The following is a 20,550-nucleotide window of genomic DNA, read 5'->3' on the forward strand; positions in this document are numbered from 1 at the left end:
TTTCAGCCTGACCCAGGAAGGGGCCCTCCATGCTCAACGATTCCCGCGCCCTACTCGCCAGCCTGCTGGTGCTGGTGGCGGGCGTCCTTTCCGCCTGCGCCCCGGGTGCCACCGGGCAAGAGGCAGGGCAGGACGCCGCCGCGCAGCCGTCCGCCGCATCGGGTGAGGGTAAGCCCCTGGTGCTTGCCACCTTCACCGTGCTTGCAGACATGGCCCAGGTGGTGGGCGGGGAACACGTTCAGGTGGAGTCCCTGACCAAGGCCGGGGCCGAGATTCACGGCTATGAGCCCACCCCCTCAGATGTGCGTAAGGCAGCGGACGCCGACCTGATTCTTGCCAACGGCCTCAACCTCGAAGCCTGGCTGGAGCAGTTCGTGCAGGACGCCGCCGCCCCAGCTATCACCGTCACCGAGGGCATCACGCCCCTCAGCATTGTGGAAGGCGAAGGGGAGGGCTACCCTAACCCCCACGCCTGGATGAGCCCGGTTGCCGCCCAGACCTACGTGGACAACATCGCCAGCGCCCTGGCCGACCTCGACCCGGCCCACGCCGACAGTTACCGGGCCAACGCCGAAGCCTACAAGCAGGAACTCAGCCAGGTACACCAAGAACTCATCTCCGCCATCAGTAATCTCCCCCAACACCAGCGGCTTCTGGTGACCTGCGAGGGCGCCTTCTCCTACCTGGCCGCCGACGCCGGTCTCGATGAAGCCTACCTCTGGGCAGTGAACTCCGACGGCGAAACCGGTGCCCGCCGCATGATGGAACTCTCCGACAAGGTAGCGGGCAGCGCCGTGCCCGCCGTCTTCTGCGAATCCACCGTGCCCACCCGCACCATGGAACAAATCGCCACCGACACCGGCGCAACCTACGCCGGAGCCCTCTACGTCGATTCCCTGTCTGACGCCGACGGCCCCGTGCCCACCTATCTCGATTTAATCCGCTACGATACCCGCCTCATGGCTGAGGCCCTCAGCCAATAACCGCCCTAAACTGAGGTTCTATGACTGCACCACCGCTGCTCCAGCTCACCGATGTAACTGTCACCTACGGGGCACCCGGCTCCGGGGCCGTACGCGCCCTGAACCGGGCGTCCCTGCACGTTGCCCCGGGGAGCATCTGCGGGCTGGTCGGCATGAACGGCTCTGGCAAGTCCACCCTCTTCAAGGCCATCATGGGCGTGGTGCCCGCATCGGGCAGCGTCCGGGTTGACGGGCTCGCCCCGCGTGAGGCCCGCAAACAGGGCTTGGTCAGCTACGTGCCCCAGAGCGAGGACATCGACTTCACTTTTCCGGTCTCGGTGCGCGACGTGGTCAGCCAGGGGCGCTACAGCCGACTGGGCATCACCCGCCACCTGGGCGCTGCCGACCGGGCCGCCGTCGATACCGCCCTCGAACGGGTCGGGCTCACCGACCTAGCCCACCGGCAAATCGGCAACCTCTCCGGCGGCCAGCGCAAACGCGCCTTCGTTGCCCGCGGGCTGGCCCAGGGAGCCCGTCTGTTGCTACTCGATGAACCCTTCGCCGGCGTCGATAAAAAGAGCGAAGCCATGCTCGTGAGTCTCTTCAAAGAGCTACGCGCCGACGGCGCTGGCATACTCATCTCAACCCACGACCTGGCTAACCTGGCAGACCTGGCCGACACCGCCGTCCTGCTCCGCAACGAAGTGCTGCTCACCGGCGATCCCGCTACCGTGCTGGCCCCCGAGAACATCGTGCGAGCCTTCGGAATGAACCCGCTGACAGGTGAAAACTAATGTACGAACTCTTCATCGAACCCCTTACCTACGGCTTCATGCAGCGGGGCTTGCTGGTCACCGTGCTGGCGGCTTTAGTCTGCGCCCTGCTTTCTTGCTGGCTGGTGCTCATGGGCTGGTCGCTCATGGGCGATGGTATCTCCCACGCCGTCCTGCCCGGTGTTGCCCTCGCCTACATTCTGGGTGCCCCCTTCGCCCTGGGCGCCCTACTTGCCGCCCTGGTAGCCGTTGCCCTCATCGGCTCGGTTGCCGCCCGCAGGCGCGTTCGAGAGGACGCCGCCATCGGCATCGTCTTCACCGTCATGTTCGCCCTGGGGCTGGTGCTCCTCTCAGCCTTCCCCTCACAGGTTGACCTGCACTCAGTGATTTTCGGTAACGTGTTGGGCGTATCGTGGGCGGACGTCTGGCAGATCGGTCTGCTGGCTGTGCTGGTCGTTGCCGTGCTGCTGGTCAAACGCCGTGACCTGGTGCTCTATGCCTTTGACCCCGGCTACACCCACGCCATTGGACTTAGCCCCCGGCTGCTCTCCAGCCTGCTGCTGGTCGCCCTGGCCCTGACCTCTGTTCTGGCCCTTCAGATTGTGGGCGTCGTGCTGGTGGTTGCCCTGCTGGTAATCCCCGGGGCAACAGCCCGCCTGCTGACCGACCGCTTCACGTCCATGCTGCTGATCTCGTCGGCGGTCTCCCTGCTGGCGGCCCTGGCCGGTTTCTTCCTGGCCTACCTGCTCGATATCTCAGCCGGCGGTACCGTCGTCCTGGCCCTCGGCGTCCTCTTCGGTTTGGCCTACCTCTTCGCCCCCCGCCACGGCCTGCTGGCCGCTGCCCGGGCCCGGCGGGCGGTGGAGGCCGGGCAGGGCTAGGCAAAGAGCTGAACGGAATATCTCTAAACTGCCCAACAGGACTTCATCAAAGTGCGGAATAGATTAATCACAAAGTGCGGAATAAAATATCTCTAAACTGCCCAATGAAATTGTTGCAAAGTGCGGAATAGGGGTATAGGTGTGCCCGGACAGTACATTCAAAGATTTGCTGACGAAACTCTGACTCGTGCCTTGAAGCGGGCCGGAGCTGTGCTGATTGAGGGGCCTAAGGGCTCCGGCAAGACAGAGACGGCCCTGCAGGTAGCTCAGAGCCAGGTTCGTTTGGACGTAGACCCCCAGGTAGCCCAGACCGTGGAGATCGACCCTTCGCTGCTCTTGCTTGGGGAACAGCCCCGGCTCCTAGATGAGTGGCAGCTTCACCCGGTGATGTGGGACGTGGTGCGTCGCGATATTGACGACCGAAAATTGACCGGAGGTTACATCCTCACCGGATCTACCGCACCCGGAGAAACTGCCGCCCGGCATACCGGAGCGGGGCGTTTTGCCCGTCTACAGATGAGCACCATGTCTCTTGCCGAATCGGGAGAGTCAACGCGCCAGGTCTCGTTAGGGCAACTGCTGGAGGGGCAGGCTCCACGGGCCGCAGCCCCGGACGTGAGTATCAGCGAACTTGTAGACCGCATGTGCAGGGGCGGCTGGCCCGCCTTTATTCACTTACCCCTAGATGCGGCTTTAGAGAACCTTCGGGACTATGTATCAACCGTTGCCGACGTAGATATCCGCACACCTGATGGGGTACGCCGTGACCCTGCGCAAGTGCGTCGTTTGCTGAGGTCTCTGGGCAGAGGCATTGGTACTGAACTCAAGTTTTCTACTCTTGCCCAGGACTCAGGAATCAACAGGGATACAGCTGCTGATTATATTGCTGCGCTCTCCCGGATTTTTATTCACGTAGAGCAACCTGCATGGTCTGCCCACCTGAGGTCTAAAGCGACCCTGCGGAACTCTCCTAAACGTCATATGGCTGACCCTGCGCTTGCGGTCGCTGCTTTGGGGGCTACCCCTCAGAAGGTACTGCAGGACCTCGATTTTGCGGGGCAGCTCTTTGAGTCGCAGGTCGTACATGACCTTTCCGTTTATATGGGAGATCAGGGCACAGTATCTCATGCCCGAGATTCTTCAGGCAGGGAGGTGGACGCCGTGCTAGAGCGACACGATGGCAGATGGGCCCTCGTAGAAATTAAGTTGGGATCCCGCGAAGAAACAGTAGAGAAGGCGGCTACCTCTTTAAAGAACTTCAGGGATCAGCTGGATCTCAGTCGGTACGAGTACAGCCCTGAGCTTATTGTGCTGACGGGCGGCGGCCTGTCCTACCAGCGAAAGGACGGCGTCAAGGTGGTGGCCTTTACTGCGCTTACTCAATGAGTTCTGTCAGGGGTTGCGGTGGCGTCCTCACCACTAGGCTTCACGCGGCGCTCACCTTGCCTTAACCCGGCTTTTGTATAGTCTGGTCTAGACGATAAGAAAAGAGACACCGATGATTTCAGAGATCAAAGACATGCAGACCCTGCCGCTGCGCCGCTCCAGCTGGCAGAAAGAAGAAGGCGCCAAGTACCTGGTCGCTATCGATGTTGATGGCACCCTGGTCACCCACGACGGTGCCATGAGCGAGGCCGTCAAAAAGGCCGCCCAGGATGTCGTGGACGCCGGCCATCACGTCGTGATTTCCACCGGACGGTCCCTGGGCGCCACCCTGCCCATCGTTGAGATGATTGGGCTGACCCGCGGCTACGCTGTGAGCTCCAACGGCGCGGTTACTCTCAGTATCGACCCTTCACTTGAGGCTGGCTACCGCATTATCGACAAGGTCAGCTTCGACCCCTCCAACGCTATTAAGCTGCTCAAGGCCAAGCTGCCACACGCCTCCCTGGCCCTTGAAGCCCCCGACGGCACCGTCTACGCCACCGACAACTTTGAGGATTGGTCTTTTGGGGTTAACACCGTCAAGACCACCCGCACCGAGATGGCTGCTATGAACTCGGCCGTGCGCGTGGTGGTTTGCTCACCCACCGACACCCCCGATGACTTCAAGCGCGCTATCTACGACTCGGGTCTGCACGGGGTCAACTACGCAGTGGGCTGGAGTGCCTGGCTCGATGTAGCTGCCCACGGTGTTTCTAAAGCAACCGCCCTGGAGCAGATCCGCCGCAAACTGCGCGTGGACCCCCGCCACACCATCGCCATCGGTGACGGGCTGAATGACAAGGAAATGATCCACTGGGCCGCCCGCGGCGTGGCTATGGGCCAGGCCCTACCCGAGGTGGCAGAGCTGGCTACGGACGTCACCGGTTCGGTCTACGAGGACGGCACGGTGCCGATCCTGCGGGACCTGCTCTAAAACCATGAGGCTTATTCATAAGGGGTTCCGCAGGCTCACGCTCGCTGCCGACCCTCTCGCATGGTTCGCTTCGCTCACAATGCGATTCACGCCCCGCCTAACGGCGGATTCCGTTCGCTCTTGCGTGCTGGCGCACCCGCTCACTTCATCCGAGCCAGCAGCTTCGCTGTGAGCCTGCTCCACCTACCCTAATGAATAAGCCCCCATATATCCCCTCTATACCTATTGGGTGTAGGGGGGATATACTGTACTTATGGTTAAGCCCATGAAATACAGAATGAAAACTGATCTTAACGTTCTGGCGCGTCCCTGGGCGGGTGGATGGGAACTCATTATCGATGAAGACAATGCTACCCAGGTGCGTAGTCTTACTTCTGCCCGCCAGCAAGTAATTGACTATATGGGCACCCTTTACCCCGACATCGATTTTTCTACTATTCGGGTTCACCTGATTTATGAAAAAGTATCTGAGGAACTTGAGTCAGCTCGCCGAGACCTAAAACTCGCCCAGCAAAAAGAAGAAGAAGCTGCAGCAAAGATTCGAGAAGTTGTGCGGCAACTCAGACAAGATGGGCTTTCGCTAGGCGAGACGGCAGCGATTCTTGAAGTTTCAAAAGCACGCGTCCAGCAGCTCCAGGTCGCCTAGACGTGAGAGTCACCCTCGTTGATAACCAGCATCAGGGCTCTCAGGGGGGGCAAACCGTTCCGTCCTTAAGAACTATTGTGCAGGAGCGGTTACTCTCTGCCTTTTAGCTCTGGCTACCGCCTGGGCGCGCTGCTTACTCCTGGATTCAACCCTCATTTTTAATCCAGCTGACTACGGAGTTTACCGTGGAACCGGGGTAGCAGTGATGGCCGGGGCTGACTTTTATAGTCAGAACATTACTGGAGTGTACGTACCCCAGGGGCTTCCCTTCGTGTACACGCCCTTTACCGCTCTGTTGCTGATTCCTTTAGCCTGGCTGCCGGAACCGCTAGGGATTGGGGGCTGGACCTTCCTCAACTGCCTGGCGCTGGGCATCCTGCTCCTGCTCAGTCTCATCTACGTGCGCCCGCACCTGACAGGCGTCCGCCTGGCCGCGGCACTCTCCGCCACCTACCTGCTTGCCCTACCCCTGAACGTCGTAGCTCAGCATCTTATCTTTGGGCAGATTAATCTGCTTCTTGTTTCTCTCTGCCTCATCGACATGGTTCGCCCACAGACCCGCTATCTACCTCGCGGAGTGCTGATCGGGCTGGCAGCCGGGATCAAACTGACTCCGGCTCTTTTTATTCTTTTCTTCTGGGTAAGCGGACGCCTGCACCCGGCTTTGACGGCAACGGCGACAGCCTCAGCTACCGTAGTCCTGGGGGTCCTGCTCCTGCCTGAACCCAGTTCAACCTATTTTGGGTCTAAACTCTCTGACCTGGAAAATGTTGTCGATTTAGGAACCAACTTCGCTACTTCGGGTAACAGCTCTCTGCAGGGGGTGGCTGAACGCTGGGTAGGTACCCATTCTCTGCTCCTGTTAGCACCCTTACTGCTAGCTGTTGTAGCGGTAGCGTTTTCCCAGGCCCACCGAGAGTTAGCGTGTGGTGATGGTTTTGCTGCCGCCGCAGTACTCGGTTGTGCTACTTGCCTGCTTTCCCCGGTGTCCTGGTTACACCACTGGGTCTGGGTTATACCCACTCTTGCAGTGTTGGTTACCCGTGGGCGAGCTGCGCGCGCTCTGGCCATTATCTGGATGTTAGCCTGCCTGGCTCAGCTCACCGACCTGGGTGACCTAGCAGCTCATGCCGGCTGGCCCATCATACCCGTTGAAATAATGCGCTCCTCTATAGTGCTGCTGGCCCTGCTTGCTATGGTGGTCTTACATCTGACCTGGAAGAGAAAGGGCCACCGTGACCACCTCCGTACTAGCTAAAGGCCTGTTGCTTTACGACCCCGACTGCGGCATCTGCCAAAAAGCCGCCCGAGTACTCACCCACCTGGGCCTAGACGCCCGGGTGCAGGCCGGGCACTACGACCGCCTACAAGAGTACGGCGTCGACCTCGAACGCTTCATGCGCCAAATCCCCTTCATCACCCCCACCGGGCAGGTGGCCTACGGGGCGCTCGCCATCGCCCTAGCCCTTTCCACCAGCCGGTACGCGCCCGTGCGGGTGGCGGCATCCGCCCTGAAGAACCCCCTGCTGCGCCCGCTAGCTGAGCGAGTCTACCTGCACATCTCCACCAACCGCTCCACCGCCTGCCAGCTCAAGCCCTAACGGTTCGACGGCAGAAAGAAGCCCAGCATGCTCGCAGTCCTCGAAGGGTTTACCATCATCGCGGTAGTAGTGGGCGTAGGCTACCTGGTCGCCCGCCTCGACATTCTGCCGCCCAACTCCGGGCTCTCCCTCAACCGTTTTGCCTTCTTCGTAGCCCTGCCCCCTCTCATGTTCGTGACCATGGCCGGGGCTGACCTGCACGTTATCTTCTCCGGCCGTCTTCCCGTGGCTATTTTGAGCTTCGCTACGGTCGCCCTGCTTTTTGCCGTCATCGCCAGGTTCCTGCTCAAAAAGGACGCCGGCACCGTCACCGTGGGCGCCGCCGCCAGCGGCTATATCAACGCCAACAACATGGGCCTGCCCGTAGCAACCTACATCGTGGGCGACGCTGCCCAGGTAGCCCCTATCCTGCTCTTCCAGCTCCTGATCGCCGCCCCCATCGTGCTTTCAATCCTGGACGCCATCTCCCACGGCTCGGTCTCCATGAAAGCCGTTGCCACCCAACCCATCAAAAACCCGCTGATTATCGGCTCAGCCCTGGGGCTGTTGGTTAACGTGCTCAACCTGCAGGTTCCGGATGTGGTGATGGAGCCCTTCCGCATCTTGGGCGGCGCAGGCGTACCTCTGATCCTGGCTGCCTTCGGCATGTCGCTGCGGGGCTCCAAGGTGCTCGATACTCCCGGCCAACGCTTTGAAACCGTGCTTGCTGCCAGCTTTAAGAACCTTCTGATGCCGCTGGTTGCCTACCTGCTGGCCCGCTACGTTTTCCACCTCAGTGAGAGTGATATCTTCGCAGCCACCATTCTTGCAGCCCTGCCCAGCGCCCAGAACATGTATAACTACGCGGTGCGGTACAACGTAGCAACCACGCTCTCCCGCGATATCGTGCTGCTCAGTACCCTGGGAGCCATGCCCGTGATTCTGGTAATTTCACTCCTCTTGCACTGACAGTTTGCCGGTGCCCGGCCTACTGATCTTGCCCCTCCAAGCCCTCAAGTAGCTCGGCGATGAGCTCGCGAGAAGCCAGCTCCTCATGCCAGTAGGACCGCACCAGGGTCTTGCTCACCGCCTGGGAGGTAATTCCCAGAGCCTGGGCTACCGCCTTTTGCTGCCCGCGCACACCGGGCACGAGCAGGTCAAGCACCCGCCACTCGGCTTCGGTACGGGCGGACGCCACCCGGTAGAGCAGGCGCAACAGGCCGGTTACCTGGTCGGCCCGGATGCCCTGCCCTTCAGCGTGCACACAGATACCGCGCGGTGGCGCACCGGTCTGGGCCTGCTCCACCGCCGACCGGGACAGGCTCAAGGCAGAGCCCGAACACTCCGGGGTAGAAACCGCCCCCAGGGCCGCTGCGAAGCGCGGCCGCACCAGCTCACCGGCTCCGATACCCACCCAAAACCGGGCAAACCGGGCCCCGAGCAGGGCGGCGGCGAGGGCGTCCTCGGCCTGATCGAAAGCCCCCTGCAGCTCATCGGGGTAGGTGCGGGTAAAAGCAACAGTGGGAGCCAGCTGTTCGAGACGGTTCTCCAGGTCGTCGAGGTGCTCCGGCACCGAACCCTGGGATGAGCGGGCAATGAAGGTCAGTACAAACATGCTTCTCAGTATGCCCTAGAGTCACCGGGCAGAAAACTAGCCCTCACCCCAGAGCAGGGTTTCGGCGTCCACCCCGGCAAGGAAGAGCTGCTCCTGTAGCGGCTGGGCGCACTCAATCGGCAGCCGGACGCTACTGCAAGTCAGGTCATAGCCCAGATAGGCGGTGGCAGATTCGAAGCCGGATAAATCGCGCCCCAACTCCCGGCACAGGTGCACCACCTGTTTGAGGTCGGGCGCTGAACCAAAGACCCAGAAATAATCGGGGCTCGTGAGCTGGAAGAGCCCCAGGGGCGCACCCGCACCCGACTGATCCCGCACCCGTACCCAGCCGCCTGCCGGGTCTAGGTCGCCGGGGCCGTCCTGCGGGGCTAGAGGGTCAAGCGTCCAGGCCCGGGTGCGCTCTAGCCAGTCGGGCAGCTGGGGCATATAGAGGGTGTCTCCCTCCCCGCCCCAGGGCGTAGCGTCAAAACTGCGGGCATACATGGCAGACCAGAACTCGCTACTGCTACACGAAACCCCCACACTGTTGAGCTGGGCCGGGTCGCTCGGCGTCGCAAACTGGCCGTGCTCGGCATCCTCGGGGCTGGACGCTGCCAAATCAGCCAGGTAGGCCTGGTCCCAGTAGGTGGGCCTGGTCGCGTACCCCTGCTCGCGCAAGCGCTCGTCGATACGCTGCAGGTAGCGGGGCTCGCCCAGGGCCACGGTCTGCCCGTCAAAGTGAAAGAGATAGGGGGAGCGCTTACGGTGGGTGGGGGAGAGGGGCATGCTAACTCCTAACGGTGGGGGTATCGGGGCGGACGCCAGCCTCCCCCTCATCGGGGAAGGGCAGGGCTGCCCGCTCAAGGCGGATAAAGGCACCCAGCAGGGCCAGCGCCTCGGGGCTGGTAGGCAGAAAGTCGGTAAACCGGGTTGAACACACCACCACCGCCGCCCACATGCCGCGGGACAGGGCAACATTCAATCGGTTGGGCGAGAGCAGAAAATCAGTTCCGCGGGGGCTATCACCGGCGCTGGAAGCGGCCATCGACACCAGTACCACCGGAGCCTCCTGCCCCTGGAACTTATCAACCGTACCGACGCGCACACCCCCGCCGTCGGCGTCCGCTAGCCCTGCCTCCAGCAGGGCCGCCCGAATCGTATCAACCTGGGCGTTATAGGCTGCCACCACAATAATGTCTGAGGGGGCCAGGGGCGCTGCCTGCTCGGGTGCAGCCAGGTGGGGCACCCACAGGTGCCCCAGAAAACGACGCACTAAAGCCACAATCTCATCTGCTTCTTCCGCCGAGGCCGTCGAATTGCCCCTGTGCTCTACCGTGCGCAGGTAGACCCCGGGTTCCCAGCCCTCCAAGTGCCTCTCGGTGCCCGAAGGAGCGGACGCCAGCCGCCCCTCATACGACAGGGCCGAGACCGGGGCACACAGGGCAGGGTGCATACGCCAGGTGACATCGAGAAAGTAACCAAACTCTTCGGGCAGCACCGTACGCCCGGCTGAAAGCCAGCCCAGGGCAGACTCGTCCACCGGGTAGGGGTGGGTACCCTGCGTGACCTGGGGTAGCTGGGCAGGATCGCCCAGAAGGAGCAGGTTCTTAGCAGACCGGGCCACCGCCAGAGTATTGGCTAGTGAGTGCTGCCCCGCCTCATCAATCACCAGCAGATCAAGGCCCTCAAACCGGAACTTGCGGTCAGAAGCGAAATCCCAGGCCGTACCGCCGAAGATACGGCCACCGGGCTCGTCCATAAACCGGGCGACCTCGGGGTTACGCACCTCGCGCCAGGGGAAATTCGGGGTCTGACTCTTGCCCGCCCCCTTAGCAATCTGGTCAGGGTCAACCCCGCCATTACTGATACAACCCAGCAGCATGTTCTCAACCACCGCATGCGACTGAGCCACAATGCCCACCTTCCACCCGGCAGCTACCAGACGGCCAATGACGTGCGAACCCACAAAGGTCTTGCCCGACCCCGGAGGGCCCTGCACCGCCACATACGACCTATCTAGCTGGCTTACCGCCTGATAGATAGCTTGCACGGTTGCTAGCGAGCCGTGGGTCTCCACAAAATCCCGAGGGCGCGGTAAGGCGCTACCTCCCACCAGCCGCGGCGGACGGCGGCGCACCAGGTCGGTGCCGGCCGATGCCGGTAGCTCAGGCAGGACGCGGGCCGTCCGTGCAGCCAGCTCCAGTAGAGACTGCTCCTGAGCCTGCGTGGGAATAGGCTGACCCGGCGTCAGCGCCATCGGCAGATGCGAGTAGGGCTCAGCCGGCTCACCGTCCGAGGCCTTCAAGCTCTCCCGTACCGTAAGCCGTACCAGGTTGGGCTGCCCCACCTCATGTTCGGGAATCTCTTCTAACTCCACAATCTCAGTATTAAAGGCTCCGGCCCGCTCAGCTTCCACCGGCAAGACACCCTCATGCAGCGCCGCATAGGTCAGGGCCTGCTGCCGAGCCTCCCGCTCCAAAAAGGGCGGAAAAGGCCTTGCATACATGGCAAACAGGCCGCTGTCGCCCACCTTTACCGATGACCCCGGGGCAACCCGTGCCACCCCGCTCAATAAACGCACCGTAGACCGGGCCCGCTCAGGACGGTGCCAGTCGGCAACCACCTGCAACCGACCCAGCAAGACCACATCGCGGGCGTCCTCCCAATCCTCACGGGGAGCCGTCAAACGATTAAAGTGATCCCACCAGAACTGACGGCGCTCGCGGCGGTGGTAGCCCGTAGCCGTAGCTACCATGGCAACCGCCTGCTTCTGGGGCTCTAGCTCACCACCGGCGTCCAGGGCCTCAACAAACCGGCGTAAGGTTCGCTCCGCCTCGGTCTCATCTTCTGCTCTGCCCGCCTGCACCAAGAGTTCATTCAGGTCAGCCAGGGGAGCAGGCTGCACCAGCTCTTCGTCAACCGACCGGCCAGCTAGCTCCAGCAGCCAGGAGCGCAACTGAGCCAGGGATAGGCCGGTGCGGTAGAGGCTACGGGCAAGGGCGCCCCGCATAGCCTCCACCTGCTCATGCTTGCCCGCCTGTTCGGCCTCCGACATGTCAGCAAAGGCTGTGACCGGTATATCCAGCTCAGGCTCTAGCCCTGTGGCGTAGAGGGGCTCAATATCTGCTAGGACACGAGTGCCGGTACTGATGCGCATGGAACGTCGTAGCACCTCAGAGAGGTCAAGGAGTACACCGTCACGCTGGAGGTCGGTCAGGTAGGCTTCGCCCGTACCGTGCATCGCAGCCAGCTGTTGCAGGGCAGTGAGAGTAGCTGCCCCAAAATAATAGACCCGCAGCCCCGGGTGAAGCTGCCGTTGATGGTGCAGCATGCCCAAAAAATCTGCAAGAAGCCGGCCCTCAGCACTGCGGTTTGCCGCCCAGAACTGGCTGAAGAGGGGCTGCGCACCGGGCTCTTCGGGCAGAGACGCAGCGCCCAAGCCGTAGGTCAAACCCCAGGCCAGCTCGGGGTGAGCTGCCTGCTCGTCATGCCACAGGGGGTCAGAGAGCAGGCTGATGAAGAGATCGCCTGCACTGGCCCGCGGGAGCATGCGCAGGGAATGACGGGGAAAGAGCTTATAGGAGACAGTCTGCTCCTGGCCATCCCGCTGCACCGTGGCTGCGCCATCGGGCTTAGATATGCCGGTCTGCAAGGCTGCCTGCTCCGCATAGCGACGTACCAGCCCAGGGAGCTGGTTCTGACCTGCCAAGCTAGCTAGCTCATCAATACTTTGCACCCCACACCGCTCATAGATAGCCTGCCGTGACAGTGCCGTCATTCCGGCGGTCAGTAGCATGTCGCGGTGCTCCTGCACCATCACCCGGCAGGTATCGCAGCGTCCGCACCGGGTGATCTCTGGGCTACCGGGTTCTACGAACCAGCTCACCGGCGGTGTACCCGGCGCCCGATGAGCGGTGAGGAGCTGAAGAAGACGCTGGCGTTTCTGTTCAAAAACAGGGGTAAGGGTAGCAAGCTCGTGGAGGGACTCAACATCGTTGCCCAGAATCAGCGAGGCAAAGGGATCACAGGCAATGCCCTCCTGCTGCAACTGGTCGGCGTAGGCCGCAACCTGTAAGAGGGCAGGCACGCGAGCCGTGCGGGCTAGTTTAGTATCGACTACCCGGTAACTGCCGTCGGGCTGCTTGACTAGGAAGTCAGCCCGCCCGTGAAAAGAACCATCAAAGAAGCTGGCCTGAAAAACAACGTCTGCTCCCGCTCGAAGGGCAGAAAGAGTCTCAGCGTGTTTCTCTTCGAGAGCTCGGCGAGTGTAGACCTGCGGTGGCTGAACCTCGTAGACACCCTGCCCTGCCGCTGAGTCCCAGCTGCCGTAGGTCGCTATGAAGCGGTTGAGGACGCGCTGTTCGTGGGCTTCACCCAGGGCAGCTGCTCTGCGGAGCTGAGGATCTTCGACGCGTTCGAGGCGGGGTACCCTGCCCAAAGCCTGATCGAGGGAGTAGAGAGCAGCAAACTGGCACTGGGCTGAGGTCACCAGATCTGTAGCCGAATACACCAGTGACCTGCCCAGCGGCTCGAGATGAACTGCGAGTGACGGCACTGAATCTGCGTCGATAAAGAACATGGGGCTCCTAGGGTCTACTGCTGTTCTCAAGGCTAGCAAGGGTGGCTGACAATTTAGCGGTGCGAGAGACCGCGAACCCTCAAGTGCTGTGGTTCGGACCAATAGCCTTTTTCTAGAACACATATTCTAAAAGTTACTAATTGGTATAGAACATAGATTTCAGAAATGTAATTTCAGCCATATGATGAATGGTTTTTTCTAAAGGGTTTATAGTGTCGGGCGTGTCTCGTATTTTGCAGTTTTTAAGAAGTGATGTTTTGAAGTAATGGGTGATGGTGTCGGTGGTGTTGTGTTTTGTCGTGGCTAGGCCATTTGATGTTTTTGGCCTGGTTGGGGTGCGTTGTAGTTGATTGGTGCTTGTGCCCTCTGGGGGGCGGGGCTTGGTATTGAAAAGATTAATTTTGTTTCATGAAATGCGGGTGAGGTCTTCGGGGGTGTGGTTCAAAGAGGGGGCTGATGTGCAAAAATACAGATAATCAGTAATCTTTATAATTATCGGAGCAGGTTCAGGTCTGATTTAATTCCTAAAAAAACATCACAAAATGGTCAAAATCAGGTCACGGTTCTATAAAGTTGTTTTCGGCAATCCCCCTTGCTCATTACCACTAGAACCTCAGGAGTACGATTGAAGAGCCTTCTCGAAACCACACGAGCTGTTCGGCCCACTCGCCGTCAGGCTGCCGTCCTGACCCTAACCGGTCTGGCTACTGCATCAGCTATGACTGCTGCGACTGCCGCTGCATCAGATATTCGCACAGTCTCAGCAGCCCAGCGTGCAGCCGATCGGCAGACTCTACTTAACCTCATTAATGCCTACCGCATCCAGAACGGTCTGGCACCTGTAAAGCACTCGGCAACCATCGCTTCCATCATGGATGCCGAGGCAGTCCGCCAGTTCAGGGCCGGATCCTACTCTCATGGTACCGAGTTTTACGGTAACCCCAAGGTGCAGGGCTACAGCTTTGTCAGCGAAGTCATTGCTCTGTCATACAACGATGATCTTAACCAGCTGATGAACTTCTGGAAGAGCTCGCGCCCGCACCGCGAGGCCGTTCTGGCTCCCCAGGCAAATGTTATGGCTATCGGTCTCTGCTACGGCCACGGAACCTCCCTGCCCTGGCGCGTGCTGGGTAATGTCGGTATCTACCGCTTCGAAGCGGGCAAGGGGCCGAACGACTATGTCTCTACCATCACAGGCGTCAACACCCTATCTAACGGGTCGTCTCAGGTGGGCACCTATGCTGTGGGTGACAAGCTTGCGAGCCACTACCGATCCAGGGGCGGTGCCGACTTCTTTGGTCTTCCTACCGGCGCGGCTTTCTCATCAATCAACGGTGGCATCATTCAGAACTTCGCCAAGGGCCGTACAATCTACTGGTCTCCCACCACTGGAGCTCAAGATGTTTACTGGCCTGGTGCTATCGGTGGCCGTTATGCGGGCAGTGACTTTGAGCGTAACTGGGGCTACCCCATGAACTCTGAGTATGAATTCTGGGGCAGCATACGCCAGGACTTTGTGAAGGGCGGCGTCATTACCTCGGTCTACTGGACCCCTTCAACCGGTGCCCGAGCCATTATCGAGACCGGCGCTATTTCAGCTCGCTGGTACGCCCTTGGCGGTCCTGCTGTACTGGGCTTCCCTGTCACCGACGAGGTTCGTTGGATTGACGGTGTTACCCGTGTGACCTTCTCAAGCGGCACCACCATTAACTGGACCCAGGCTCGCGGTACCTGGGTAAGCTAACTACCAGTTTCTAGGCACCGACACCTAGACACCGACACGAACGGCGGCTCCACACCTGTGGAGCCGCCGTCTTTATATTTATCTATATCTACCGGTTGCTGAGAGCAGCTGCAAACCGGTCGATAGTGTTTTTGGCTGCCTCGGTGTCATCCAGATCGTTCATGATAATCGAGAAGACTACTACCCGCCCTGATTCTGTGACGGTGTAGCCGGTGAGGGACAGTACGGAGTTCAGGGTGCCGGTCTTAGCGCGGACGACCCCGCGCCCACCGGCCTCGTCAGCGTCGTTGAAGCGGCTGGCGAGACCCAGGGTTCCACTGTATCCGGCTACCGGTAGGCCCTGCAGGGTGAGGCGTTCGGTCGTATTTCCGTTGACCGCGCGCAGGGCAATGCTGGTGAGCAGTTCGTTGCTGACCTTGTTGTTCATGGAGAGCCCGCTGAGGTCCATCTGGGTGTAGTTGGTGGGTAGGCCGGCGGCAGAGAGAGCCTCGCGCACGGCGGTTATTGCCCCTTGGCTAGAGCCGTCGCCGCCGGTGAGAGTAGAAAGGTTGCGCCCCAGAGTCTCTGCCAGAGAGTTGTCCGTTTCCTGCATCATGAGGGCCGATTGCTCTGCGGCGGTGGCTGACTGCACAGCTGCAATCTCGCGTCCGCTGCTGGGGGCAGTAACCTGCTCGCCCGCGGTGAAGGTGAGCCCGGCGTCCGTTCCTAACCTATTGAGAGCCTCTACCAGCACCTGCTGCACTTCTGCCGGGGCGTTGCTGGGGCGGCTGCCGCTTGATGCGGTTCCGTCGCTGGTGGGGGAGTAGTGGGAGTAAAAGGCGAGGGGGGTAACAGCACTGATAAAGCCGGAGTCGATATCTTCCTGGGCCCACTCGGGGTTAAGGGAGCTGCCGGAAAAGATAGTGGTGTCCAGGTTGAGGGTAAGGGCCTTGCCGCTGATGCCCTGCTCTTTAAGGCCCTCGATGGTGCGTTCTGCTAGGGTCTCGATGCCGGCGTGCCCCATCACCGCGGTGGGGTCGGAGTGCCCTGGCACCAGTAGGGTATCGCCGCCGGCAACCAGGGTAAGGGTTGAGTCGTCGTTGAGGTCGACGGACGTGGTGAAGCGGGCTTGCGGTGCAGTGGTCAGTAGGGCGTAGTCCACGAGCAGCTTCATGTTGGACGCCGGGGTTCGGCTCGTCTGAGCCTCACGGGAGTAGATGCTCTGGCCGGTTTCTGCATCAAGAACCTGGGCAGAGAAAACCCCCTGGCCTAAACCGTCAAGGACGCTATCGAGCTCTGTGCTCAGGGCAGCTGAATCGGGGGCAGCACCGGTGCCTGCTTCTGTCACCGCAACCGGAGAGGCCGTGATATCGGGGGCTACTGAGGCTTCGCGAAGGTCTTGGGCCTCCTGCCAGGCCGGTACAGCCCAGGCTCCTGCTGCTGCGCACCCGGCTGCCAGTAGGGCAGTAACCACCCAGGCAGTCAGGGGACGTCGGTGAGAAGCGGTCATGAAACCTCCACAGGTTAGCTCGCGGGGCAAAGGTGTCTTTCTCTCTAGGGTATATGCCTAACCTTTGAAGCAGGGGTATGTAATACGGGTGACACTGGCGCGCCTGCCCTGTAAAAAGGCTCCAGGCTGCCGGTTCTCGGTTAGACTAATATGCCGAACCACTCGCGCGTAGCGCGGGTCAAATACACCACTCAACCAGGAGGTTCCCCTTGGAACTCGACGTCACGATTGAAATTAACCGCGGCTCACGCGTTAAGTACGAAATTGACCACGAAACCGGTCGCCTGCGTCTGGACCGCGTACTGTTCACCTCCATGCAGTACCCCACCGCCTACGGCTACTTTGAAGACACCCTGGGTGAAGACGGTGACCCCCTCGACGCCATGGTAATCCTGGACGTTGATGTTGTTCCCGGCGTCCTGGTTGAGGCCCGCCCCATCGGCGTTTTCCGTATGACCGACGAAGCTGGCGGCGACGACAAGGTTCTCTGCGTTCCCGCAGACAAGCGCTACGACCACATCCAGGAAATCGACGATGTTGCCGACCAGCTCAAGGAAGAAATCAAGCACTTCTTCGAGCGTTACAAGGACCTGGAACCCGGTAAGTGGGTCAAGGGTGAGGGCTGGGAAGACCGCGCCTTCGCTGAGAAGCTGGTAGCTGAGGCCCAGGAGCGTTTTGAGAAGTCTCACTACGAGTCCGCTGCTGAAGCTGAAGCAGACGATAACTAAAGACTTGGTGGGGTAGCGAAAGCTAACTAGTGCCCCCACCGGGAAAGAAGGCTGAGCCCTGCACGGGGCCCAGCCTTCGCCCCTTTAAAGGCGTGGACGCCGGTGGTTGGCTGGGGTAGGCTCGGGCGCTGATGAGCCGGTAGAGTGGGGTGGCATGAGCTCATCTTCTTTGCCACTGAATTTTTCTTTAGCCCATAAGATTGCCGGTGTGCTGGCTCCGGCTGGCCCCCGCGCTGAGGCTGCGGCTAAGCGCCGAGCCGTTGAAGAGATGCGCTATGCGGCTACTGCCGCGGTTGATCACGTGCACGCTATTACGCAGCTGGCGGCAGCTGAGAACCTGCACGACTCTGAACTGCTGATTGTTGATAGGTCTACCTGGGTGAAGGCTAATACCCAGTCATTTGACGTGATGCTAGGGCCTATTGCCCAAGAGGTGCTGGGGCAGCGTCTTGCCAAGTTGTCTGATGCCGAGCATGCTGTGACTGAGATTGGCGGGGCGGCGGAAATTGGGGGAGTGCTGGCTTTCCTGTCTACCCGCGTCCTGGGCCAGTACGACCCCTACGCGGCTCTGGCCGGCCACGGGGCACCCGGTGGCCGCCTGATGATTGTGGCTCCCAACCTGATGAAGCTGGAAGAAGAGCTGAACCTCGACCCGGCTGACTTTCGCCTCTGGGTGGCCCTGCACGAGCAGACCCACCGGGTACAGTTTGCCGCTGCCCCCTGGTTGCGTGATTACCTGCTTGACCTGATGCACCGGCTGGGGCGGGAGCTGGGGGAGACCACCGATAACCTACCGGAGCGTATCGCCGCAGCTGCCAGTGGCGCTGTGCGCGGTATGAAGAAGCAGGAAGCGCCGGGGGAGAGCGCTGAGGTGGCCCGCCCCGCTGGTGCTGCCCTGCTGCTCAGCGATGAGGGCAAGGACCTGCTGGATTGCATCACCGGTGTGATGAGCCTGCTCGAGGGCCACGCCAACGTGGTGATGGATGCGGTTGACTCCTCGATTGTTCCCTCGGTGAAGACCATCCGCCGCCGTTTTGAGCGCCGCAGCCAAACCCAGGGTTTCTTCCCCCGCTTTATGAGCAAACTCCTGGGCATGGACGCCAAGATGGCCCAGTACAAGAACGGCCAAAAGTTCGTGCAGGCCATCATCGACGAGGTAGGCATGGAGCGGTTCAACCGTATCTGGCAGGCCCCCGAGAACCTGCCCACCGTGGCAGAAATTCATGCCCCCGCTCGCTGGATTGAGCGGGTCCTGGGTGAAGAGCTGCAGGAAGAGAGTAAGTAGTGCAGGGCCGTAAAACTCGTTTGAACCCGGTGGTGGGGGCTGCCCGCCGCGAGGTGGCACGCGTGCTGGATCAGGTATTTGGGGCGGGTACGGTGGCCCCTACCGGTTCGTCAGGACGCCCTGGCCCGGGACCGGAGACCCAGCAGGTTCCCCTGGTGTTAGCTGCCGTTTCAGGTGGCCCGGACTCACTGGCCCTGGCGGTTCTTCTGGCCCACTTTAACCGGCGCCGGGACGTGCGCGTGGGTGCGGTGGTGGTGGACCACCAGCTCCAGGACGGCTCAGCTCAGGTCGCCGAGCGCACCGCCCAGACCTTGCATGAGCTGGGTCTCAGCCCGGTACTGGTCGAGAAAGTGACCGTTGAGAGCGGTAAAGAGGGACCCGAAATGGCGGCCCGTACCGCCCGATACGGTGCCTTCGCCCGGGCGCTGGCCGCCACCGGGGCAGACGCTGTCGCCCTGGGCCACACCCTCGATGACCAGGCCGAAACCGTACTGCTGGGCCTGGCCCGGGGCTCCGGTACCCGCTCCCTGGCGGGTATGCCCCTAGACCGTACAGAAGACCACCCCGCTGGCCCCGTTCGGGTCATCCGCCCCTTGCTCACTCTGCGCCGCTCTGAGATCGAAGACATCTGCGCTGACGCGGGTCTGACCCCCTGGCATGACCCCACCAACACCGACCAGTCACTTATGCGCGCCCGGGTGCGTCACAGCGTCCTGCCCTACCTCGAAGACCACCTGGGCGGTGGCGTTGCTGTCTCCCTGGCTCGCACCGCTTCCATCGCCGGTGCGGACGCCGACTACCTGGCCTCCGCCGCCCAGCAGGCCCTGCAGGAGGTACTGGTGGGGGCGGACGAGCTCGCCCCCGCAGGCGCTGATATTGAAGGTCTGCTCGGGGTAGAGCCCGCCCGAAAGATGATCCTGCTCAACCGCGCTGCGCTCGCTGCCCTGCACCCGGCCCTGCGCACCCGCGTCCTTGCCCTTGCCCTTGAAGCAGCCGGGGGTATCGCCCCGGGCTTTGAGCGCTTAGCTGCCCTGGACACCTTTGCCGCCGAACACTCCGTGGCGGGTCCCCTGCAACTGCCCGGGCACATTTCGGCCTACCGCCGCCGCCCCGGTACCACCATCACCCGGGCAGGTCAGAGCTACAACCTCAAGAAAACCGGCCTCATCGTTTTACTCAACACCGCCCCATAAACCATACTTAAAGGTGAACACGCGCTTTACCCTACCCAACAGGGCAGGGCGCACACCCTTTGAACCAGCAGAAAGCGATCAACCGTGGACGCACTCGACGTACAGAACGACATCAAGCACGTTCTCTTCAGCAAAGAAGAAATCGACGCCAAGATTAAGGAACTTGCCGCCCAAATCGACAAGGACTACGAAGGCCGCGACGTACTGCTGGTCGGCGTACTCAAGGGCGCCATCATGGTCGTAGCCGACCTCTCCCGCGCCCTCAAGGCCCACTACACCATGGACTGGATGGCCGTCTCATCCTACGGTTCAGGCACCAAGTCATCCGGCGTCGTCCGCATCCTCAAGGACCTCGACACCGACCTGACCGGCCGCGACGTGCTCATCGTCGAAGACATCATCGACTCCGGCCTGACCCTCAAGTGGCTCCAGCAGAACCTGGTATCCCGCGGCGCCAACTCGGTCGAAATCTGCACCCTGCTGCGCAAGCCCAAGAGCGTCAAGACCGACGTTGAGGTCAAGTACGTCGGCTGGGACATCGAACCCGAATTCGTAGTGGGCTACGGCCTGGACTTCGCCGAGCGCTACCGCAACCTGGACTGCATCGTCACCCTGGCACCGCACGTCTACTCCTAAACACCGAGCACCTGTCAGAGAGCCCTGGCAGACTCCCCTCCGACGGTGCTTTAGCCCTGAGGTGAAAACCTTGAGGCATCAAGCAAGTACCCAGCAACTTT

At 61.1% G+C, this 20,550-nt stretch carries 18 protein-coding genes; 14 read left to right on the top strand and 4 right to left on the bottom strand.

All coding sequences use genetic code 11. The features are described from left to right. The first annotated feature begins 29 nt into the window (after positions 1–29). The 9 genes from L6758_RS08265 (at position 30) to L6758_RS08305 (ending at position 8,170) form a co-directional block, all read left to right on the top strand. Positions 30–983: a metal ABC transporter substrate-binding protein gene (locus L6758_RS08265; RefSeq protein ID WP_237205581.1), complete on the top strand. Its 954-nt coding sequence runs from the start codon at positions 30–32 to the stop codon at positions 981–983. 20 nt (positions 984–1,003) lie between these two features. Next, entirely contained in the window at positions 1,004–1,756 is a 753-nt protein-coding gene (locus L6758_RS08270; protein WP_237205582.1) for a metal ABC transporter ATP-binding protein, read from the top strand. Next, positions 1,756–2,616, top strand: a complete 861-nt coding sequence (locus L6758_RS08275; RefSeq protein ID WP_237205583.1) for a metal ABC transporter permease — start codon at positions 1,756–1,758, stop codon at positions 2,614–2,616. The genes L6758_RS08270 and L6758_RS08275 overlap by 1 nt, the downstream gene beginning before the upstream one ends. Positions 2,617–2,757: 141 nt before the next feature. After that, positions 2,758–4,002, top strand: a complete 1,245-nt coding sequence (locus tag L6758_RS08280) for an ATP-binding protein (RefSeq protein WP_237205584.1) — start codon at positions 2,758–2,760, stop codon at positions 4,000–4,002. Between the two features lie 112 nt (positions 4,003–4,114). Continuing rightward, positions 4,115–4,975, top strand: a complete 861-nt coding sequence (locus tag L6758_RS08285) for an HAD family hydrolase (RefSeq protein ID WP_237205585.1) — start codon at positions 4,115–4,117, stop codon at positions 4,973–4,975. A 277-nt stretch (positions 4,976–5,252) separates the two neighbouring features. After that, on the top strand, positions 5,253–5,621 hold the full coding sequence (locus tag L6758_RS08290; RefSeq protein ID WP_237196313.1) for an antitoxin HicB: 369 nt from the start codon (positions 5,253–5,255) through the stop codon (positions 5,619–5,621). A 271-nt stretch (positions 5,622–5,892) separates the two neighbouring features. Beyond that, positions 5,893–6,879, top strand: coding sequence for a glycosyltransferase 87 family protein (locus tag L6758_RS08295; RefSeq protein ID WP_237205587.1), 987 nt, complete (start codon positions 5,893–5,895; stop codon positions 6,877–6,879). Then, complete coding sequence (locus L6758_RS08300) at positions 6,857–7,222, top strand: thiol-disulfide oxidoreductase DCC family protein (protein WP_237205588.1); 366 nt, start codon at positions 6,857–6,859, stop codon at positions 7,220–7,222. The genes L6758_RS08295 and L6758_RS08300 overlap by 23 nt, the downstream gene beginning before the upstream one ends. A gap of 27 nt (positions 7,223–7,249) precedes the next feature. Then, on the top strand, positions 7,250–8,170 hold the full coding sequence (locus tag L6758_RS08305) for an AEC family transporter (protein ID WP_237205589.1): 921 nt from the start codon (positions 7,250–7,252) through the stop codon (positions 8,168–8,170). Between the two features lie 19 nt (positions 8,171–8,189). On the opposite strand, the gene L6758_RS08310 is transcribed toward L6758_RS08305, so the two are convergent. From L6758_RS08310 to L6758_RS08320, 3 genes are read right to left on the bottom strand one after another with little or no spacing between them, the layout of a single operon-like run. Then, entirely contained in the window at positions 8,190–8,816 is a 627-nt protein-coding gene (locus tag L6758_RS08310) for a recombinase RecJ (RefSeq protein WP_237205590.1), read from the bottom strand. Positions 8,817–8,852: 36 nt separating this feature from the next. Continuing rightward, complete coding sequence (locus L6758_RS08315; RefSeq protein ID WP_237196322.1) at positions 8,853–9,581, bottom strand: hypothetical protein; 729 nt, start codon at positions 9,579–9,581, stop codon at positions 8,853–8,855. A 1-nt stretch (position 9,582) separates the two neighbouring features. Beyond that, positions 9,583–13,374, bottom strand: coding sequence for an AAA domain-containing protein (locus L6758_RS08320; RefSeq protein WP_237205591.1), 3,792 nt, complete (start codon positions 13,372–13,374; stop codon positions 9,583–9,585). 625 nt (positions 13,375–13,999) lie between these two features. Between L6758_RS08320 and L6758_RS08325 the strand changes: the two genes are divergently transcribed. Further along, positions 14,000–15,118 carry a CAP domain-containing protein gene (locus L6758_RS08325; RefSeq protein WP_237196327.1) on the top strand — a complete coding sequence of 373 codons (1,119 nt, stop codon included), beginning with the start codon at positions 14,000–14,002 and terminating at the stop codon, positions 15,116–15,118. A gap of 88 nt (positions 15,119–15,206) precedes the next feature. On the opposite strand, the gene dacB is transcribed toward L6758_RS08325, so the two are convergent. Beyond that, a complete protein-coding gene (gene dacB, locus L6758_RS08330; RefSeq protein ID WP_237205592.1) occupies positions 15,207–16,607 on the bottom strand; it encodes a D-alanyl-D-alanine carboxypeptidase/D-alanyl-D-alanine endopeptidase in 1,401 nt (466 codons plus the stop codon). 209 nt (positions 16,608–16,816) lie between these two features. Here dacB and L6758_RS08335 point away from each other — a divergent pair, with 209 nt between their 5' ends. The 4 genes from L6758_RS08335 (at position 16,817) to hpt (ending at position 20,449) form a co-directional block, all read left to right on the top strand. Next, positions 16,817–17,335 (top strand): inorganic diphosphatase, encoded by a 519-nt coding sequence (locus L6758_RS08335; protein ID WP_237199651.1) that lies wholly within the window; start codon positions 16,817–16,819, stop codon positions 17,333–17,335. 154 nt (positions 17,336–17,489) lie between these two features. Then, positions 17,490–18,620: a zinc-dependent metalloprotease gene (locus L6758_RS08340; RefSeq protein ID WP_237205593.1), complete on the top strand. Its 1,131-nt coding sequence runs from the start codon at positions 17,490–17,492 to the stop codon at positions 18,618–18,620. Beyond that, positions 18,620–19,813 carry a tRNA lysidine(34) synthetase TilS gene (gene tilS / locus L6758_RS08345; protein WP_237205594.1) on the top strand — a complete coding sequence of 398 codons (1,194 nt, stop codon included), beginning with the start codon at positions 18,620–18,622 and terminating at the stop codon, positions 19,811–19,813. The genes L6758_RS08340 and tilS overlap by 1 nt, the downstream gene beginning before the upstream one ends. 84 nt (positions 19,814–19,897) lie before the next feature. Next, positions 19,898–20,449 (top strand): hypoxanthine phosphoribosyltransferase, encoded by a 552-nt coding sequence (hpt, locus tag L6758_RS08350; protein ID WP_185173992.1) that lies wholly within the window; start codon positions 19,898–19,900, stop codon positions 20,447–20,449. The last annotated feature ends 101 nt before the right edge of the window (positions 20,450–20,550 follow it).

Origin of the sequence: Rothia nasimurium (assembly GCF_928382285.1) — a bacterium.
GTDB lineage: Bacteria > Actinomycetota > Actinomycetes > Actinomycetales > Micrococcaceae > Rothia > Rothia nasimurium_E.

Bases quoted from the DNA above. Each gene is read 5' to 3' on its own strand.
- L6758_RS08265 (WP_237205581.1), top strand. From the start codon at position 30: ATGCTCAACGATTCCCGCGCCCTACTCGCCAGCCTGCTGGTGCTGGTG.
- L6758_RS08270 (WP_237205582.1), top strand. From the start codon at position 1,004: ATGACTGCACCACCGCTGCTCCAGCTCACCGATGTAACTGTCACCTAC.
- L6758_RS08275 (WP_237205583.1), top strand. From the start codon at position 1,756: ATGTACGAACTCTTCATCGAACCCCTTACCTACGGCTTCATGCAGCGG.
- L6758_RS08285 (WP_237205585.1), top strand. From the start codon at position 4,115: ATGATTTCAGAGATCAAAGACATGCAGACCCTGCCGCTGCGCCGCTCC.
- L6758_RS08290 (WP_237196313.1), top strand. From the start codon at position 5,253: ATGAAAACTGATCTTAACGTTCTGGCGCGTCCCTGGGCGGGTGGATGG.
- L6758_RS08305 (WP_237205589.1), top strand. From the start codon at position 7,250: ATGCTCGCAGTCCTCGAAGGGTTTACCATCATCGCGGTAGTAGTGGGC.
- L6758_RS08310 (WP_237205590.1), bottom strand. From the start codon at position 8,816: ATGTTTGTACTGACCTTCATTGCCCGCTCATCCCAGGGTTCGGTGCCG.
- L6758_RS08315 (WP_237196322.1), bottom strand. From the start codon at position 9,581: ATGCCCCTCTCCCCCACCCACCGTAAGCGCTCCCCCTATCTCTTTCAC.
- L6758_RS08320 (WP_237205591.1), bottom strand. From the start codon at position 13,374: ATGTTCTTTATCGACGCAGATTCAGTGCCGTCACTCGCAGTTCATCTC.
- dacB (WP_237205592.1), bottom strand. From the start codon at position 16,607: ATGACCGCTTCTCACCGACGTCCCCTGACTGCCTGGGTGGTTACTGCC.
- L6758_RS08340 (WP_237205593.1), top strand. From the start codon at position 17,490: ATGAGCTCATCTTCTTTGCCACTGAATTTTTCTTTAGCCCATAAGATT.